Raw genomic sequence first — 17,089 nt, 5'->3', positions numbered from 1 at the left:
ACAGGGTGCGCCAAGCGGTGCCGGTTGGCCAGGCGGGTCCGGTACGGCGGGGGCGCGGGCCCACGGGGCCGCACGACGCGGCCCGGGCCGGAGGGGGCCCCGGGTGAGGCAGCCTGGGCGATGCGGCGCCGGACGAGCCGGCGCGGCGAGGCGGCCTGGGCGAGGTGTGGCCCCCGGTGACCGCTCCGGCGCTTTCCAGCCCGGGTCCGGTCCCGTCCCTCCGCTCCGGCGCCTTCCCGTCCGTGTCCTTGGCCCCGTCGCTCCGGGGCTCCTCCGTCCGGGCCCGGCCCCGTCGCTCCGGGGCTCCTCCGTCCGGGCCCCGGCCCTGCTCCAGAGGCCGTGTGCCGCCGGGCGCGTGAGAATGGCGGGGGAGGTTGCTCGGTCCGCGTCCGGAGGGCGTTCTCATCCGGAGGAGACATCTCAGTGGCCAGTGCTGGACGTGGTGCCCACGGAGGGCACGAGGGGGATGAGCGCGGCAGGGAGCCGCACGCAGGGGACGCGCGTTCGGGCGCGGACGGCCCCGTGCGGCCCGGCCCGTCCCCTGGCGCCGGCGCGTCCCGGGGCTCCCCCCGCGAGTCCTCGGATGCCGGCGGGGACCGCGAGAAGCTGCCCCAGCTCAGGCTCGACGAACTGCTCGACGAGGTGCAGACCCGCCTGGAGATGGCCCGGGGCACGCGCGACCGGGTGCACCGGTTGCTGGAGGCCGTGCTGTCCGTCGGCCGCGAGTTGGACCTGGAGCAGGCGCTGCGCCGGATCGCCGAGGCGGCGGCGGTGCTGGTCGACGCCAAGTACGGCGCGCTCGGCGTGATCGGCCCCGACGGACGGAAACTGTCGAAGTTCCTGACGGTCGGGGTGACGGACGAAGGCATCTCCGCCATCGGCCCCTTCCCCTCGGGTCACGGCATCCTCGGCGAGCTGATCAACCATCCCGAGCCGCTGCGCCTGCCCAACATCGCCGACCACCCCTCCTCCTACGGCTTCCCGGAGAACCACCCGCCGATGAAGACCTTCCTCGGGGTCCCCATCCGCGTACGCGACCACGTATTCGGCAATATCTATCTGACCGAGAAGCGCGGCGGTGCGGAGTTCGACGCCGAGGATGAGGCCGTGCTCTCCACCCTTGCCGTAGCTGCGGGCGTGGCCATCGACAACGCCCGGCTGTACGAGGAGGCCACCCGCCGCGAGCGCTGGGTGCGGGCCAGCGGGAAGATCACCAGCAGTCTGCTGTCCGGCCGGGCGCGCGACGAGGTGATCGGTCTGATCGCCGAGCAGGCGAAGGAGATCACGGGCGCGGCGCTCGCTGTGGTCGCCGTCCCTGTGGCGGACACCGGAACCATGGCCGTGGAGCTGGCGACCGGCGACCACGCGGAGGCGCACCGCGGTCTCGTACTGCCCATAGAGGGCACGCTCCGGGGCGAGGCGCTCTCCACCGGCAAGCCGGTGACCAGTGCGGACGTGCTGAGCGACCCCCGTATTCAGCACGCGCTGGAGCGTTTTCCCGAACTCGGCCCTGCGGTCGCCGTCCCCATCGGTACGGGCGACGAGATGCGGGGTGTGGTGATGCTCGTACGCGTCGCGGACGGGCCCGAGTTCCAGGAGGAGGAGATCGAGCCGCTGCTCGGCTTCGCGGGCCAGGCCGCCGTGGCCATGGAGCTGGCCGACCGCAGGACCGACGCCGAGCAGATCGCGATCCTGGAGGACCGCGACCGCATCGCGCGCGACCTGCACGACCTGGCCATCCAGAGGCTGTTCTCCACGGGCATGACGCTGCAGAGCGCGGAGCGCATCATCCGGCACCCGGAGGCGTCGGAGCGGGTGCTGCGCGCGGTGGGCGACCTGGACGAGACGATCAAGATCATCCGTACGACCATCTTCGGTCTGCGCTCCCGCGAGACCGGCTCCGGTCAGAACCTCCGGGCCCGCGCCGTTCGCGCCGTCGGCGAGGTCGTCCCCGTCCTTGGGTTCGCGCCCAGCCTGCGCATGGAGGGCCTGCTGGACACCCAGGTGCCGCGCGAGGTCGCCGACCATGTGATCGCGGTGCTCTGGGAGGCGCTCACCAACACGGCCCGGCACGCGAACGCCCGCCACGTGGAAGTGACCATCGAGGCCGGCGCCTCGCACCTCACGCTCACCGTCTCCGACGACGGCGTGGGCATCCCTGCTGACGCGCCCCGCAGCGGGCTGCGCAATCTGACGGAGCGGGCGCAGCAACTCGGCGGAAAGCTGGAGCTGGCGGAACGGCCCCGCGGTGGCACGACCCTGGTCTGGCAGGTTCCGACGGCGTAATGTCGATTACATGATTACGGCAGAGCAGAGAGACGCGCTGCGCGGCTGGTTCGCGGGGCGGCTGCCGGACGGACTCTTCCTCGAACTGCTGGATGTGACAGCGGACCGCGAGGAGATCACCGTCATCGGCCGCATCCCGGAACCGGACCTGCCCGCGGACGCGCCGGAAGCAGAGCGCGAGGCGGCGCTCGACGGGCGGATCGCGGAATTCCGCGAGCGCACCCGCGAGGACCGCATGGCCGTGGCCCGGGAAGCGGAACACCGCTACGGCCGCAAGGTGTCGTGGGGTGTGGAGTGCGACGGCCGCCGGGCGCTGTACACCAACGTCGCGGCACCCGTCATGACCCGGCTCCGGCAGCCGGAGCGGCAGGTACTCGACACGCTGATCGCGGGCGGTGCGGCCCGCAGCCGCAGTGACGCGCTGGCGTGGTGCGTGCGGCTCGTCCAGCGCAATGCGGACACCTGGCTGAAGGACCTGCGGGACTCGCTCGACCACGTCCACCGGGTACGCGCACAGGGACCGGACCGGGAGTCGGGACAGAAGCCGGGAGGGGAGCGCGGCCGGGAACCGGGCGGGGAGTCTCAGGAACCGGGCGGGGAGTCTCAGGAACCGGGCGGGGAGTCTCAGGAACCGGGCGGGGAGTCTCCGGAACCGGGCGGGGAGTCTCCGGAACCGGGCGGGGAGTCTCAGGAACCCGACGGCGGGCCCGGCCAGGAACCGGACGCGCCGGAGCGGTAGGCGCAGGAAGGCAAAGGGCCGAGGTCTCAGAACGTACGGCACCGGGTTCGCGGGTGGGAGGGGTCGGCGCGCCCGGGGCCCGCGGGCGCCGTGCCGCAGGGGGTTTCGACCCGCCCTGCGCGGTCACGCTCCGCATGAGAACGTCGGCAACAGCGACCGCCTCCCGCCTGTGAGGAGACCCCGTGAAGATCAGCGAGCCTGTGCTCGGCGCTCCCTGCTGGGCCGAGCTGGCCACTTCCGACCCCGAAGGGGCCGCCGGCTTCTACGGCAGTCTCCTCGGCTGGCGCGCCGAGCAGGACCCGCGCCCCGAGGCCGGTGGTTACACGATGCTGCTCCTCGATGACGATCCCGTGGCCGGGCTGACCCCGGCCCAGGAGGAGGGCCAACCGGTCGGCTGGACCATGGCGATCGCGGTGGCCGACTCCGACGAGACGGCCGGAGACATCCGGAAGGCGGGCGGCTCGGTCCTGGTGGAGCCGGGCGATGTGTTCGACATGGGGCGGTTCGCGCTCGCCGCCGACCCCACGGGGGCCGTCTTCTCGCTGTGGCAGGCCCGTACGTTCCGGGGAGCGGCACGGCTGAACGAGCCGGGGACGCTGTGCTGGGTGGAGCTGGCCACCCGGGACCCGGCCGCCGCGACGGCGTTCTACCCGTACGTCTTCGGCTGGAGTACCGAGGGCGAGGAATACGTCCACTGGGGCGCCGGCGGCATCAACTTCGGCGGCATGGTGGAGATGGACGAGCACCACCCGCGTCGTCTGCCCCCGCACTGGACGCTCTACTTCGCGGTGCTCAATGTCGACGCGGCGGTCAACACCGCCACACAGCTGGGCGGTCGCGTCGGCTACCCGGCCATGGACATCCCCGGGACGGGCCGGGTCGCCGGTCTCTTCGATCCGCAGGGCGGCATGTTCGCCGTCTACACCCCCGAGTCCGAACAGGGCTGAGAGACCGTCACCTCGTGAACTCCTAGGCGGGGGACAGCGCTGGCGGTGCGTCGTGGCCCACTGGTCGAGGGCCATGCACAGCCAGGCCATGCCGCAGATGTGCCACGACCAGAACCCGCCCCCCGGGCGTCGGCGGCACCGGACTCCGGCCGGAGCGGGGCGTCGCGCGCGTGCAGGGCGCCCGTGGCGATCGCGGGGACGGGGCGGGCGATTCCCACTGCGCTTCGGCAGGGCACCGGGCGGACCACGGTGGAGCTTTCCGTGATGGGCCCGAGTCCGACGCCGGGGCGGCCCACCGGTGACAAGCCGGGCCCCGCGGACGCACTCCGGGCCCGTTGTCGTACCCCGGTGCGAGACTCCCCCCATGCGGTGTGCCGTGGCGGTGACGGAGGACGGCGGCGGCCGGCTCGCGGCCCTCGACGCCGAGGGGCGGCCGGACGGGCCGGTCACCGACGTGCCCGCGTCCGGGCTCGCCGACGCCGTACGGTCCCGCCTGCCCGATGTCGAGCGGTGGGTTTGGCGTTCGACCGCCGATCTCCATCCCGAGCTGCTGGCCGCCGGAGTCCGGGTCGAGCGGTGCTACGACGTGGAGGTCGCCGAGGCGCTGCTGACGGGGCACGAGGGCCACTGGGGGGAGCCGCGTTCCCTCGCCGCCGCCTGGGCCCGGCTGCACCGGCTCCCCGTACCCGACGACCCGCCGCCCCGGGCCGCGCAGGCCCAGCCCTCGCTCTTCGAACCGGGCCCCGTACCGCTGCCGCCGGGCACGGACCCGCTGACCGCCCTCCTGGAGGTGTACGCCGACCAGCAGCGACGCCACGAGGCGGCCGAACACCCGGGGCGGATGCGGCTGCTGACCGCGGCGGAGTCGGCCGGAGCACTCGTCGCCGCCGAGATGACCCGCGCCGGTGTCCCCTGGCGGGCCGATGTTCACCGCGCGCTGCTCGCCGAGATGCTCGGGGAGCGGTACCCGGGCGTTCAGGAGCCGCGGCGGCTGGCCGAGTTGGCCGACGAGGTGTCCCGCGCCTTCGGTGGTGTGCGCGTCCGGCCCGACCTGCCCGCGGACATCGTCCGCGCCTTCGCCCGCGAGGGCATCAAGCTCTCCTCCACGCGCGCTTGGGAGCTGAAGGCGATCGACCACCCCGCCGTGCCGCATCTGCTCGCGTACAAAAAGCTCTACCGGCTGCACACCGCGCACGGCTGGGCGTGGCTGACATCCTGGGTCAGGGACGGCAGGTTCCGCCCCGAGTACGTGCCGGGCGGTACGGTCTCCGGCCGCTGGACGTCCAACGGCGGCGGGGCACTTCAGATCCCCAAGGTCGTACGCCGGGCCGTGGTCGCCGACCCGGGCTGGCGCCTCGTGGTCGCGGACGCGGACCAGATGGAGCCGCGCGTTCTCGCCGCGGTCTCCCGGGACCGTGGCCTCATGGAGGTGGCCGGTCACCGGGGCGACCTCTACACCGCGCTGTCCGACCAAGCCTTCGCGGGCAACCGCGAACAGGCCAAACTCGCCCTGCTCAGCGCGGTGTACGGGCAGACGTCCGGCGATGCGCTCACGTTCCTCGCCGACCTCCGTCGGCGATTCCCGGCGGCCGTCGCCTACGTCGACGATGCCGCCCGCGCGGGCGAGGAGGGCCGCCTTGTGCGCACGTGGCTCGGACGGACCTGCCCGCCGTCCGCCGCCGCGGCGGACGCGGAGCAGGGGGAGGCGGGGCTGCCGCAGGAGGAGGCACCGCCGGAGGCCGGGCCCGCCGGGCCCGCCGGGCCCGCCGGGCAGGCCCAGGCCCAGGGCCAACTGCAGGGGCACGGCTACGCGTCGCGCGACGCCCGGGCCCGGGGCCGCTTCACGCGGAACTTCGTCGTCCAGGGCAGCGCGGCCGACTGGGCGCTGCTGGTCCTCGCCGCGCTGCGCCAGTCCCTCGCCGGCCTCCGGGCCGAGCTTGTGTTCTTCCAGCACGATGAAGTGATCGTCCACTGCCCGGAGGAGGAGGCGGGGGCGGTGACGGAGGCGATCCGCGCGGCGGGCGAGCGGGCGGGGAGGGCGGCCTTCGGCGACTCCCCGGTCTCGTTCCCCTTCACCACGGCGGTGGTCGAGTGCTACGCGGACGCGAAGTGAGGAGGAGGCGGCTGATGCATGGACGCGAAGAGGGTCCTGTGGACCCCTCGCCGCGAGGTGAGGCGGGCCCGCGGCCGCGAGGTGAGGCGGGCCCGGTGTCGCGAGGTGAGGCGGGCCCGGTGCCGCGAGGTGAGGCGGGCCCGATGCCGGGTCATCATGGGCTCATGCTGCTCGCCGACATCGCGGGGACGTCGCGCGACGTCGCCGCGACCTCAGCCCGTACGGAAAAGGTCGCGCTGCTGGCCGAGCTGTTCCGCAAGGCGGAGCCCGCAGAGGTGCCCGTCGTCATCACCTACCTCGCGGGCCGCCTTCCGCAGCGCAGGATCGGAGTGGGCTGGAGCACCCTGCGCGACCCCGTCCCGCCTGCGGACGAGCCCCGCCTGACCGTGCTGGACGTGCACGACGCACTCGGCCGTATCGCCGTCGTCTCCGGCAAGGGCGCGCAGGCCGAGCGCAAGCGTCTGATGCGGGAGCTGCTGTCCGCCGCCACCGGGCCGGAACAGCGCTTCCTCTTCGGCCTGATCAGCGGCGAGCTGCGGCAGGGCGCGCTGGACGCGTTCGCCGTCGAAGGCCTGTCGGCCGCGGCCGGCGCCGCCCCCGCGGACGTACGGCGCGCGGTGATGCTCGGTGGATCACTCGGCGCGGTCGCCGAGGCCCTGCTCGCGCGCGGGCCCGGCGCGCTCGCCGACTTCCGCCTCGAAGTGGGCCGCCCCGTCCAGCCGATGCTCGCGCAGACCGCCAAGGACGTGGACGAGGCGCTGGACCGGCTCGGGCCCTGCGCGATCGAGGAGAAGCTCGACGGGATCCGGGTGCAGGTGCACCGGGACGGCGAGAGCGTACGGGTCTTCACCCGCACCCTGGACGAGATCACCGACCGCCTCCCCGAAGTCGTCACCGCGGCGCGGGAGCTCACGGCGGAGCGTGCGGTGCTCGACGGGGAGGTCATCGCGCTGGGCGAGGAGGGGCGGCCGCGGCCGTTCCAGGAGACCGCGGGCCGCGTCGGTTCGCGGCTGGACGTGACCGGTGCGCGGGCGACGCTGCCACTCTCGCCGGTCTTCTTCGACCTGCTGTCGGTCGACGGCCGTGACCTGCTGTCGCTGCCGGCCGCCGAGCGGAACGCCGAGCTGGCCCGGGTCGCACCTGAGCCGCGGCGCGTACGGCGGCTCGTGGTCGGAGATCCGGCCGACGCGGAGACGCGGGCCCGGGCGCGGGCCTTCGCCGAGGAGGTGCTGGCCCGCGGTCATGAGGGTGTGGTGGTCAAGGGGCTGGACTCCGCGTACAGCGCGGGGCGGCGCGGCGCCTCCTGGCTCAAGGTCAAGCCGGTCCACACGCTCGACCTGGTGGTGCTTGCGGCCGAGTGGGGCCACGGGCGGCGTACGGGCAAGCTGTCCAACCTCCACCTCGGCGCGCGCCGCCCCGACGGCTCCTTCGCCATGCTCGGCAAGACCTTCAAGGGGCTCACGGACGCGCTGCTGGAGTGGCAGACCGAGCGGCTGCGGGAACTGGCCGTTCAGGACGACGGGTGGGTGGTGACCGTACGGCCCGAGCTGGTGGTGGAGATCGCCTTCGACGGTGTGCAGCGGTCCACCCGCTACCCGGAGGGCGTGACGCTCCGCTTCGCGCGGGTGCTCCGCTACCGCGACGACAAGACGGCGGCGGAGGCGGACACGGTGGAGACGGTCCTGGCCTTCCGCGACGGCCGGTAGGACCGCCCCCGTACCGCCACGTACCGCCCTGGACCGTCCCGTCGGAGGCCGGAATCTCCTGGTCGGCCGGAGTGGTGGTCTGCGCCGACGGGGGGAACATGGAGAGCAGGAGCTTCGCCGGAAGCTCCGCAGCACAGCCGCGGAGGACCCCATGGAGATCTCCGGCATCATCACCGCGATCGTCATCGGCATCATCATCGGAGGGCTGGGCCGCCTCGTCATCCCGGGCCGCCAGCACATCGGCATCCTGTGGACGATGCTGATCGGCATCGCCGCCGCCCTCGTCGGAACCGCCATCGCCTACGGGCTCGACGTGGCCGAAACGGATGGCATCGACTGGATCGAACTGCTCTTCCAGGTCGCCCTCGCGGCACTCGGAGTGGCAGCCGTCGACCGTGCGAAGGCGCGCCGCTGACAGCCGTCCCGAGCAGTCCCTGGCGGGTCCACCCTGCTCGACGGGCGCCCGCCCAATGACGGTTGTGCCCTGTGACGGTCGTGCCGGAGCGGGCGCCGACGTCTGCGGCCGCCTTCCGGCCCCCCCTCCGGCCCCCCGGCCGCCCGCCGCCGTGCGCCGCCCCTGTGCCCCGCGGCGCGCGAATCACGCATCCTGCCGCGCACGTACCCCCGCGCCTGCTGTGACGAGTCCCTACGGATCCGTCGCATCCGCTGTGGCGAGTCCTTACGGACCGGTGACCGCGCGGCACACTCCGGTACACCCGCGCCCGACCGGCCGTGGCGTTCGGGCGGCGGCCGCTTCGATCGGTTGCTGATGTGACCGTGCACGCCTGAATCCGTACCGCAGCAGTCTCGTCCTGACAGGCACGGGCGGCCACGCTTGGCCGAGAATGGAGGGGGAGTCCGACCGTCCCCCCGGGCAGCCGAGGAGGGGAGCAGGACATGCGGGTGGCGCTGGCGCAGAAGGACAGTGTGCTCGGCGATGTCGAGGCGAACTTCGAGGCTGCCCATGAGCAGATCGGGCAGGCCGTCGCCCAGGGCGCCGACCTGGTGGTCTTCCCCGAGCTGAGTCTCAACGGCTACCACCTCGGCGCGCTGAAGCGGGACACCTCGATCGAGACGCGTGATCCGCGGCTGGCCGAGCTGAGCACGCACGGCGCCGACGTCGTCGTCGGCTTCCACGAGTACACCGGCCTGCGCACGTACAACACCGCCTCCTACTACTCCGCGGGCACCCTGGTCCACGCCCACCGCAAGCTCTACCTGCCCACGTACCTGGCGTGGGAGGAGCGCAAGCACGTGAGTCCCGGCCAGTCGCTGCGCGCCTTCGACCTGCCGGGTGAGCATGGGCGTGCGGCCACGCTGGTGTGCAACGACGCGTGGCAGCCGGTCGTGCCGTGGCTCGCAGTGCAGGACGGCGCGGAGGTCGTGTTCGTACCGACCAACAGCGCGGCGAGCCTGGACCCCGAGGCCATGGACACCGGCCTCTACTGGGACACGCTCCTCTCGTACACCGCGCGGATGCTGCAGTGCTGGGTCGTGTTCGTGAACCGGGTGGGGAACGAGCACGGGGCCTCGTTCTGGGGCGGGTCGCGGGTGGTCGACCCGCGGGGCATGGTCGTGGCGCAGGCCCCGAAGTGGGAGCCGGGGCTGGTCACCGTCGATATCGACCCGCACGAGGCGCGGCGGCAACGGCGGGGAGTGCCGATGGTCGCCGAGGCCAGGCTGGGATTGATAGATCGCGAGGTGCGCCGCCTCATCGAGGAGGGCGGCGACCACTGACCGCGTCCGTCCGCGCGCGACGAGCCGAGTCCGGGCGTACGGCCGGGTGTACGGCGAGCGGGCGCGTACGGACGTGCCGCGGGGGCTGTCGGGTGCGGGGCGGCGGGAACCTCGACGGACGGGAAGACCTGATGGCCGGGAGGTTTTGAGGGCCGAGACGTCTTGGCGGGGGCGGGGATCGCTACGGGCTCGGGGAGCCGGGGCCGCCGAGACCGGTCGGCAGGTCCTTCGGCAACTTGCCGCCTCCCACCTTGGTGTACGTCTCCGAGGTGCCGGACGCCCACTGGACGGTGAGTGTCCTGCCGCCCGGCGAAGGGGCGGCAGCGCCAGTGGTCCGCTTCGTGTCCCCGTCCCGGCACGTGAGTTCCAGCCCGGGCTTCCCCTTCCCCGGTGCGACGGTGCCCGCGCACGCGTGCTCGCCGGCCAGAACGGCCTTCCGTCCGGAGACCGACAGGTAGTACTCCCCGTCCATGCCGGTCGTCCGCCAGACGCCGGCGACCGCCTCGGGCCCGACCTCGCGGTCGTCCTGTGCGTCGCCGTCCCCGCCGTCATCCTTCGCCGACGGCGCGACGCTCTCCGCCCCGGCGTCGTCCGTGCCGGTGACGGTGGCGCCGCAGCCGCCCAGCAGCAGGGCGGCCGCGGCAACGGCCGCCGCCGCACCGGCTGTTCGTACAGTTGCGAGCACTGCTGTCTCCTGTCGTCGTGCCTGTCCGGCGCGGACGGGCCGCGAACCCCCACGGCCCCGGTCGGGCCGCATTTCGCCACGGCCCCGGTCGGGCCGCGCACCGTCACGGCCCCGGTCGGGCCGCATCTCGCCACGACTCCGTGTGGGCCGATTCGACCCGCGGCCCGACCAACGGCCCTACCAGCTCGACTTGCGCACGCCCGGCAGGTACCCGGCGTGTGCCTGCTCGCGCAGCCGGATCCGGGACAGGCCGAAGGCACGGACGTAACCGCGAGGACGTCCGTCCACCGCGTCCCGGTTGCGCACCCGCGTCGCGCTGGCGTCGCGAGGCTGCCGGCCGAGTTCGCGCACTGCCGCGCTCCGTTCCTCCGGCGGTGTCCGCGGGTCGCGGATGATGGCCTTCAGCACCGCTCGCCGGGCGGCGTAGCGCGCGACGACCAGCCGCCGCCGTTCGTTCTTCGCCATCTTGCTCTTCTTGGCCATCAGACGCGCGCCCCCCGTGCCCGGATCCGTGCGACGGCCTTCTCGATACCGATCGCGTCCACGGTCTTCAGACCCTTGGCGCTGAGGGTGAGCCGGACGTACCGGCGTTCGCCCGGCAGCCAGTAGCGCTTGGTCTGGATGTTGGGGCCGAAGCGCCGCTTGGTGCGGCGGTGCGAGTGGGAGACGTGGTGGCCGAAGCCGGGCTTGCGGCCGGTCAGCATGCAGTGGGCGGACAGGACCGAGCACCTCCTAATGAAAATGGAAACCATTCCTGTTAGTGTAGCGGTCATGGCACGCAACGACCTACGCCCCCTGATCAAACTCCGGTCCACCGCCGGAACCGGCCACACGTACGTGACCCGCAAGAACCGGCGCAACGACCCCGGCCGGCTCCAGCTCCGCAAGTACGACCCGGTCGCCCGGCGCCACGTCACCTTCCGCGAAGAGCGCTGACGAAGAACCGCGCCGAGCCCTCGGCGAACCGAGAGGAAACACAGCCATGAAGCCCGGAATCCATCCCCCGTACCACCCGGTCGTCTTCCGTGACAGCGCGTCCGACACCGCCTTCCTCACGGGCTCGACCGCGACGAGCGGCAGGACCGTGGAGTGGGAGGACGGCAGCACCTACCCGGTGATCGACGTCGAGATCTCCTCGACGAGCCACCCCTTCTACACGGGCAGGACCCACGTCATGGACACCGCCGGACGCGTCGAACGCTTCGAGCGCCGTTACGGCGCGCACGGAGCCCGCTGATGGAGGCCCGGGACCCCGGTGAACGCATCCCCGGTCGGCGCGACCGTCTTCCGGTGGCGCTGGTCGCGGGACTGCACGCCGACGCCCGCAGGGCCGCCGTCGAGGGACTGCTGCGTACGGTCCCCGGCAGCGTGGCGCTCCACCACGACCTCTCGACGGCCGTTACGGGGACGGTACGGCGGACCGTACGCGACAGCGGCGGCCTCCTCGACAGTGGCGATGCCCCGCTCGTCAACGACTGCGCCTGCTGCGCGCTGCGCGAGGATCTCGTGCCCGAGCTCCAGCGGCTCGCCGACGATGGGCTCTGCCGTCTGGCGGTGGTGGAGCTGTGGGACTCCGTCGAGCCCAAGGCCATGGCCGAGGTGGTGGCCGCCCTCAGCGGCGAGACGCTCGAACTGACCGGTGTGGTCACCGTCGTCGACCCCTCGCTACTCGTCCCGTACCTGAGCTGTGGTGACGATCTCGCCGAAACCGGTCTCGCGGCCGCCGCGACCGATCAGCGCACCGTCGCCGACACCTGGGCACGGCAGGTGGAGTACCCGCCCGTGCTGGCGCTCGCGCCTCCCGAGGGCGGCGAGGAGGCGGACCCGGGCGACCTCGCCCTGCTGCGCCAACTCCATCCGACGGCCCGTCATGTGCGTGTCGGCTCGGGGGCCCTGGCGGGGGCCGCACTCGCCGGCTTCGATGTCGAAGCCGCGGCGGCACGGCAGCACCCCGCCTGTGCGCTGCTGCCCCAGGACGCCGAGGGGCACGGGGTCACCACGGCCGTATGGCACCGTACGCGGCCGTTCCACCCCGAGCGGCTGTACGCGGCGCTGGAGGACCTGACCTGTGCCGCCGCCCGCAGCCGTGGCCGCTTCTGGCTGGCCGACCGGCCCGACACGCTCCTCTCCTGGGACGCGGCGGGCGGTGCCCTGTGCGTGGAGAACGCCGGGCCCTGGCTGGCGGCTCTGCCGGAGGCGGCCTGGGAGATGGTCCCGCCGATACGCCGGGCGGCCGCGGCCCTGGATTGGGACGCCGAACACGGCGACCGAGCCCAGCACCTCGTCTTCACCTCGCCGGGACTGGACCGGGACGCCCTCTTCGAGCTCCTCGAGTCCTGCCTGCTCACGGACGCCGAATATGCGGCGGGGCGCGAGGCGTGGAAGGGGCTGTCGCCCGCCTTCGACGCGCTTCTCGACCCCGTTTCCTAAATACCCGCCGATACCCCAACCTCCTTGAGAAAGGCTGGAGTCCATGCCGCGACGCAGCGATGCCACAAGGAATTCCCGGTCCCGGGCCAACCCATTGGACGCCGCGGGCGTCACTTGTATCGACTACAAGGACACCGATCTGCTGAGAAGGTTCATCTCGGACCGGGGCAAGATCCGAAGCCGCAGGGTGACGCGAGTCACGACTCAGCAGCAGCGGCAGCTCGCCCGTGCCATCAAGAACGCACGGGAAATGGCGTTGCTGCCCTACGGAGCAAAGGGCAAGTAGCGGAACGGTCAACCGTACGAAGCTCTTCGGGCACCGTCCGTGCACGTGCATTCGCCCATGCATCCGCATGTGAACGCAGCTATGATCCCAGGCCAGTTGATATACGCAACTACCTCGGGAGAGTCCTGTGCATCACCCGTACCGGAATGGCATGGCGGCTGCTGCTCTCGATGGTGTCGTCTGGACGAAAAGCCGTCGCAGCAACTCGCAGGGCGCTTGCGTTGAGTTGGCGAAGCTACCGGACGGCGGTGTGGCGATGCGCAATTCGCGGTTCCCCGACGGTCCGACGCTCATCTGCACCAACGCCGAGGTGGAGGCGCTGCTGCTCGGGGTCAAGAACGGGGAGTTCGACCATCTGGTCGACTAGGCGCGCCTCGACCGGGGCAAGGCCGAGGACGGCCGAGACCCTCGGCGGTGGCACGGGCCCGGCCGTTCCCGGACGGCGAATCCTGGTCGTACGGGGGCTTCCTGACATCGTCCTAGACGGGGAACCGTGTCGGCGGAAGCCGGAACAGGGCCCATACGACCTTCCCTCGCAGGGTCCCGGCGAGAGGGTGCCAGCCCCATCCGTCGCTGACCCCCTCCACGAGATGCAGACCGCGCCCCGACTCCGCGGCGAAGTCCGGTTCCCCGTCGGGCTGAGCGGTGACGGGGGTGGCCTCGCTCGAATCTCGTACGGCACAGACCAGGCGTGAGGTCCAGTGCATCACGTGGAGGCGGACCGGAGGGTCCGGTGTCCCGGCGGGGCTGTCGGGGACCGCGTGCCGGAGAGCGTTGGTGACGAGTTCGGAGACGACGAGTGCGACGTCGTCGAACCGCTCGGTCAACTCCCAGCGGGCGAGCGCGGACTTGGTGAACGCGCGGGCCTCTCTGACCGATTCGTATGCCGCGGCGAGTGAGCACGAGACCGAACTCGACACGCTTGCCGGGTCGATGGGAGGGAGGCCCTGCCGTAACGGCTCGAGCATGGTCGATCCTTCGGTCCCCATGCGTGGCACTCCTGGCCCTATAAGGAATCGGTCAAGGTGCGTGCTGTGCTCGCGGACCATCGTTCCCAATGCGCAGGGCAGATGCAAGGGCAGATGCACGTGCACTGCGCCCGACTTATCGCTGAGCGAGTGGATTGCAGCCCAATTCTTCCCGCGGCCTGATTCAAGGCCTTGCCGACGACTTCTCATCTGTGTAACCGCGCGGGCACGCAACGGAGCCCGGAGATGGCAGACTTAAGCATTGACGGTCGCAGTGCATCACCAATCGAGACAGGCAGTCGGGAAATGAGCACAGTGCAACCGGGAAGGGCGGCGGACGAAGCAGGCGGGGCGAGCGGCTCGGTGGTGCGCCGCATCCTGCTCGGCTCACACCTCAGGCGCCTCCGCGAAGCCCGTGGCGTGACGCGGGAGGCCGCCGGCTACTCCATCCGCGCCTCCGAATCGAAGATCAGCCGTATGGAGTTGGGCCGTGTGAGCTTCAAGGCACGGGACGTCGAAGATCTGCTGACGCTCTACGGGGTCACCGACGAGGACGAGCGCGACGCGCTGCTGAGCCTCGTCCGGGAGGCCAATGTTGCGGGGTGGTGGCACAGTTACGGCGATGTGCTGCCCGGCTGGTTCCAGACCTACGTCGGCCTGGAGGGCGCCGCCTGCCTCATCCGAGGCTACGAAGTCCAGTTCGTGCCCGGGCTGCTGCAGACGGAGGACTACGTCCACGCCGTCGTCGTCCGCGGTCAGCCCGATGCCCCCCGCAGCGAGGTCGACCGACGTGTCGCCCTGCGCGTGGAGCGGCAGAAGCTGCTGGTCGCCGAGCGCGCGCCGGACTTCCATCTGGTCCTGGACGAGGCAGCGTTCCACCGCCCGTACGGGGACGCCGAGGTGATGCGCGGTCAGCTCCGCCACCTCATCGAGTTCTCGGAGCGGCCCAATGTGCGGCTGCAGATCATGCCGTTCGGATTCGGGGGGCACGCGGGCGAGAGCGGCGCCTTCACGATCCTGCGGTTCCCCGAGTCCGACCTGCCCGACGTCGTCTATCTGGAGCAGCTCACCAGCGCCCTCTACCTGGACAAGGCCGAGGACGTCGCCCAGTACGAGCGGGTGATGCAGCGGCTTCAGGAGGACAGCCTGAGTCCGTCCGGCAGCCGGGACCTGCTCGCCGGCGCACTCCAGCGCCTTTAGGGACACGGTCCGGCGGGTGGGGGCGGGGTTCGCCGGACCGCGCCGGCGGCGGCGTCTTCGAGTCATGCACCGTCCGTGGGCTTCGGCTTGTTCGGTCCATGAACGGTCCGGGACCGACACGACGGGACGGTCCCGGACCTGGGTGAATACGGCGGGCGCCCGCCAACTCCACTGGCACGTCATTACGATGAGGGGCCATCAGGAGCGGCACGCGTTCCGCGAGCACCACCGGCGCCCCGGCCTCCAGACAGGCAACGCATGTCCTACTTCGCAGAGTTGGCCCATCAGTATATCGACGGCGAGTGGCGAACGGGCAGCGGTTCCTGGGACATCGTCGATGTCAATCCGTACAACGGCGAGAAGCTGGCCTCGATCACCATCGCCACGACGGACGAGGTGGACCTGGCCTACCGGGCGGCCGAGCGGGCGCAGCGGTCCTGGGCCGGCACCAACCCCTACGCCCCGCCTCGTCTGCGAACGCGCGCTGCGGATCATCGAGGAGCGCGAGATCACCGAGGCCCTCGTCGCCGAACTGGGCGGAACGCGCCTCTACGCCGCCTTCGAGCTCAGCCTCGCCAAGGAGTTCCTGCGCGAGGCCGTCGCCCTGGCCCTGCGGCCGGAGGGCAGGATCATCGCTTCGCCCTCCGAGGGCAAGGAGAACCGTCTCTACCGCGTGCCGGTGGGCGTCGTCGGTGCCATCAGCCCGTTCAACTTCCCGTTCCTGTTGTCCCTGAAGTCCGTCGCTGCGGCGCTGGTCCTCGGAAACGCGGTCGTCCTCAAACCGCATCAGGACACACCGGTGTGCGGCGGCACCCCTTGTGGCCAAGGTCTTGGTCAGACGCGGGCCTGCCGCCCGGACTGCTCAACGTCGTCGTCACCGACATCGCCGAGATCGGGGACGCGCTCATCGAACACCCCGTGCCGAAGGTCATCTCCTTCACCGGTCCGGACGAGGCAGGACGCCACGTCGCCACCGTCTGCGCCGCCCACTTCAAGTACGCCGTCCTCGAACTGGGCGGCAACAGCGCCCTCATCGTGACGGAGGACGCGGACGTCGACCACGCGGTGGACGCGGCGGTCTTCAGCCGGTTCGTGCACCAGGGCCAGGTCTGCATGGCGGCCAACCGCGTGCTGGTGGACCGCGCAGTGGAGCGCGAGTTCACGGACAGGTTCATCCGCAGGGTGAGGGCCCTCAAGGTCGGTGTCCCCGCCGACCCGGAGACCCACATCGGTCCACTCATCAACTCCCTGCAGGCGGAGGCGGTTTCGGCGTTCGTTGCGACGACGGTCGAGGCGGGCGCGACAGCACTGCTGCGGGGACGCACGCAGGGAAACGTCGTGCACCCGACCGTGCTCACCGGGCTCCCGGCCGACTCGCCCGCACTCGCGCAGGAGATCATCGGCCCGGTCGCGCTCGTGGTGCCCTTCGACGGGGAGGACGAGGCCGTACGCATCGCCAACGCCACCCCGTACGGCCTGAGCGGGGCCGTGCACACGGGGGACCTGGGGCGCGGGGTCCGGATCGCCCAGCGGATCCACACGGGCATGATCCACATCAACGGCAGCACGGTGCACGACGAGCCGATCGTGCCGTCCGGGGGCGAGAAGCACTCGGGGGTGGGGCGGCTGAACGGCGACTCCATGGTGGAGGCGTTCACGACGCAGAAGTGGATCTCGATCCAGCACGGGCGCAGCACGTTTCCGTTCTGAGGCGGGAACGGGGTCGGGGGCGAATTTCGCGGGGCGGGAAGAATTGCGGACCGTACCTGACCGCAAGGGCCCGTAGCTTCAGTGGTGTCGGGAGGGCGGACGGGACGGACGGGGCTGACGGGACGGACGGGACGGACCACTCCGGATCGCTCCGCACCCCCCGGATCGCTCCGCACCACTCGACGCACCGCACCGCGTGACACGACCGATCGCTCCGGGTCACGCGACCGTGCGCCCGGTGCCCCGTCGGCACCGGGACATCACGAGTTCCGTTAGGACGAC

Annotated in this window: 16 protein-coding genes and 2 pseudogenes; 14 read left to right on the top strand and 4 right to left on the bottom strand. The window is 71.9% G+C overall.

Annotated elements, in window-relative coordinates; translation table 11 throughout:
• The first annotated feature begins 606 nt into the window (after positions 1-606).
• The 7 genes and pseudogenes from AB0M26_RS19470 to AB0M26_RS19440 all read left to right on the top strand — a co-directional run bounded on the left by AB0M26_RS19470 (position 607) and on the right by AB0M26_RS19440 (position 9,528).
• The gene (locus tag AB0M26_RS19470; protein WP_365262682.1) at positions 607-2,286 is read left to right on the top strand and encodes a GAF domain-containing protein; all 1,680 of its coding nucleotides are present in this window, start codon (positions 607-609) and stop codon (positions 2,284-2,286) included.
• A gap of 10 nt (positions 2,287-2,296) precedes the next feature.
• Positions 2,297-2,812 (top strand): annotated as a pseudogene (locus AB0M26_RS19465) (hypothetical protein); the annotation flags it as partial.
• 395 nt (positions 2,813-3,207) lie between these two features.
• On the top strand, positions 3,208-3,972 hold the full coding sequence (locus tag AB0M26_RS19460; RefSeq protein WP_365262536.1) for a VOC family protein: 765 nt from the start codon (positions 3,208-3,210) through the stop codon (positions 3,970-3,972).
• 364 nt (positions 3,973-4,336) lie between these two features.
• Positions 4,337-6,085 (top strand): bifunctional 3'-5' exonuclease/DNA polymerase, encoded by a 1,749-nt coding sequence (locus AB0M26_RS19455; RefSeq protein ID WP_365262533.1) that lies wholly within the window; start codon positions 4,337-4,339, stop codon positions 6,083-6,085.
• A 164-nt stretch (positions 6,086-6,249) separates the two neighbouring features.
• On the top strand, positions 6,250-7,791 hold the full coding sequence (locus AB0M26_RS19450; RefSeq protein WP_365262530.1) for an ATP-dependent DNA ligase: 1,542 nt from the start codon (positions 6,250-6,252) through the stop codon (positions 7,789-7,791).
• Between the two features lie 151 nt (positions 7,792-7,942).
• Positions 7,943-8,206, top strand: a complete 264-nt coding sequence (locus tag AB0M26_RS19445; protein WP_365262527.1) for a GlsB/YeaQ/YmgE family stress response membrane protein — start codon at positions 7,943-7,945, stop codon at positions 8,204-8,206.
• A gap of 482 nt (positions 8,207-8,688) precedes the next feature.
• Positions 8,689-9,528 carry a nitrilase-related carbon-nitrogen hydrolase gene (locus AB0M26_RS19440; RefSeq protein ID WP_365262524.1) on the top strand — a complete coding sequence of 280 codons (840 nt, stop codon included), beginning with the start codon at positions 8,689-8,691 and terminating at the stop codon, positions 9,526-9,528.
• Positions 9,529-9,709: 181 nt separating this feature from the next.
• Here the strand turns inward: AB0M26_RS19440 and AB0M26_RS19435 are convergent, their stop codons facing one another.
• The 3 genes from AB0M26_RS19435 to rpmB all read right to left on the bottom strand — a co-directional run bounded on the left by AB0M26_RS19435 (position 9,710) and on the right by rpmB (position 10,932).
• The gene (locus AB0M26_RS19435) at positions 9,710-10,213 is read right to left on the bottom strand and encodes a hypothetical protein (RefSeq protein WP_365262522.1); all 504 of its coding nucleotides are present in this window, start codon (positions 10,211-10,213) and stop codon (positions 9,710-9,712) included.
• Between the two features lie 177 nt (positions 10,214-10,390).
• Entirely contained in the window at positions 10,391-10,696 is a 306-nt protein-coding gene (gene rpsN, locus AB0M26_RS19430; RefSeq protein ID WP_365262519.1) for a 30S ribosomal protein S14, read from the bottom strand.
• Positions 10,696-10,932, bottom strand: a complete 237-nt coding sequence (gene rpmB, locus AB0M26_RS19425; RefSeq protein ID WP_365262680.1) for a 50S ribosomal protein L28 — start codon at positions 10,930-10,932, stop codon at positions 10,696-10,698. Before rpmB ends, rpsN begins: the two co-directional genes overlap by 1 nt.
• Positions 10,933-10,984: 52 nt before the next feature.
• Here rpmB and rpmG point away from each other — a divergent pair, with 52 nt between their 5' ends.
• From rpmG to AB0M26_RS19400, 5 genes are all read left to right on the top strand, one after another.
• Positions 10,985-11,149, top strand: a complete 165-nt coding sequence (gene rpmG / locus AB0M26_RS19420) for a 50S ribosomal protein L33 (RefSeq protein WP_365262516.1) — start codon at positions 10,985-10,987, stop codon at positions 11,147-11,149.
• A gap of 46 nt (positions 11,150-11,195) precedes the next feature.
• Positions 11,196-11,450: a type B 50S ribosomal protein L31 gene (locus tag AB0M26_RS19415; RefSeq protein WP_365262513.1), complete on the top strand. Its 255-nt coding sequence runs from the start codon at positions 11,196-11,198 to the stop codon at positions 11,448-11,450.
• The gene (locus tag AB0M26_RS19410) at positions 11,450-12,643 is read left to right on the top strand and encodes a GTP-binding protein (protein ID WP_365262510.1); all 1,194 of its coding nucleotides are present in this window, start codon (positions 11,450-11,452) and stop codon (positions 12,641-12,643) included. The genes AB0M26_RS19415 and AB0M26_RS19410 overlap by 1 nt, the downstream gene beginning before the upstream one ends.
• A 43-nt stretch (positions 12,644-12,686) precedes the next feature.
• Entirely contained in the window at positions 12,687-12,929 is a 243-nt protein-coding gene (rpsR, locus tag AB0M26_RS19405) for a 30S ribosomal protein S18 (protein ID WP_365262507.1), read from the top strand.
• Between the two features lie 127 nt (positions 12,930-13,056).
• Positions 13,057-13,296, top strand: coding sequence for a DUF397 domain-containing protein (locus AB0M26_RS19400; RefSeq protein WP_365262504.1), 240 nt, complete (start codon positions 13,057-13,059; stop codon positions 13,294-13,296).
• 112 nt (positions 13,297-13,408) lie between these two features.
• Here AB0M26_RS19400 and AB0M26_RS19395 read toward each other — a convergent pair whose 3' ends face one another.
• The gene (locus tag AB0M26_RS19395; protein WP_365262502.1) at positions 13,409-13,897 is read right to left on the bottom strand and encodes an ATP-binding protein; all 489 of its coding nucleotides are present in this window, start codon (positions 13,895-13,897) and stop codon (positions 13,409-13,411) included.
• A 306-nt stretch (positions 13,898-14,203) separates the two neighbouring features.
• On the opposite strand from AB0M26_RS19395, the gene AB0M26_RS19390 reads away from it, so the two are divergent.
• Together AB0M26_RS19390 and AB0M26_RS19385 are read left to right on the top strand one after the other, a co-directional pair.
• Complete coding sequence (locus AB0M26_RS19390) at positions 14,204-15,097, top strand: helix-turn-helix transcriptional regulator (protein ID WP_365262499.1); 894 nt, start codon at positions 14,204-14,206, stop codon at positions 15,095-15,097.
• A gap of 258 nt (positions 15,098-15,355) precedes the next feature.
• Positions 15,356-16,807 (top strand): annotated as a pseudogene (locus AB0M26_RS19385) (aldehyde dehydrogenase family protein).
• Positions 16,808-17,089 lie beyond the last annotated feature (282 nt).

Origin of the sequence: Streptomyces sp. NPDC051776 (genome assembly GCF_040681345.1) — a bacterium.
GTDB lineage: Bacteria > Actinomycetota > Actinomycetes > Streptomycetales > Streptomycetaceae > Streptomyces.
The sequence above is the reverse complement of the archived record's forward strand: the minus strand, read 5'-3'. Positions and strand labels throughout refer to the sequence as shown.

Bases quoted from the DNA above. Each gene is read 5' to 3' on its own strand.
- rpsR (WP_365262507.1), top strand. From the start codon at position 12,687: ATGCCGCGACGCAGCGATGCCACAAGGAATTCCCGGTCCCGGGCCAAC.
- AB0M26_RS19455 (WP_365262533.1), top strand. From the start codon at position 4,337: ATGCGGTGTGCCGTGGCGGTGACGGAGGACGGCGGCGGCCGGCTCGCG.
- AB0M26_RS19440 (WP_365262524.1), top strand. From the start codon at position 8,689: ATGCGGGTGGCGCTGGCGCAGAAGGACAGTGTGCTCGGCGATGTCGAG.
- rpmG (WP_365262516.1), top strand. From the start codon at position 10,985: ATGGCACGCAACGACCTACGCCCCCTGATCAAACTCCGGTCCACCGCC.
- rpsN (WP_365262519.1), bottom strand. From the start codon at position 10,696: ATGGCCAAGAAGAGCAAGATGGCGAAGAACGAACGGCGGCGGCTGGTC.
- AB0M26_RS19395 (WP_365262502.1), bottom strand. From the start codon at position 13,897: ATGCTCGAGCCGTTACGGCAGGGCCTCCCTCCCATCGACCCGGCAAGC.
- AB0M26_RS19445 (WP_365262527.1), top strand. From the start codon at position 7,943: ATGGAGATCTCCGGCATCATCACCGCGATCGTCATCGGCATCATCATC.
- AB0M26_RS19410 (WP_365262510.1), top strand. From the start codon at position 11,450: ATGGAGGCCCGGGACCCCGGTGAACGCATCCCCGGTCGGCGCGACCGT.
- AB0M26_RS19415 (WP_365262513.1), top strand. From the start codon at position 11,196: ATGAAGCCCGGAATCCATCCCCCGTACCACCCGGTCGTCTTCCGTGAC.
- AB0M26_RS19390 (WP_365262499.1), top strand. From the start codon at position 14,204: ATGAGCACAGTGCAACCGGGAAGGGCGGCGGACGAAGCAGGCGGGGCG.
- AB0M26_RS19450 (WP_365262530.1), top strand. From the start codon at position 6,250: ATGCTGCTCGCCGACATCGCGGGGACGTCGCGCGACGTCGCCGCGACC.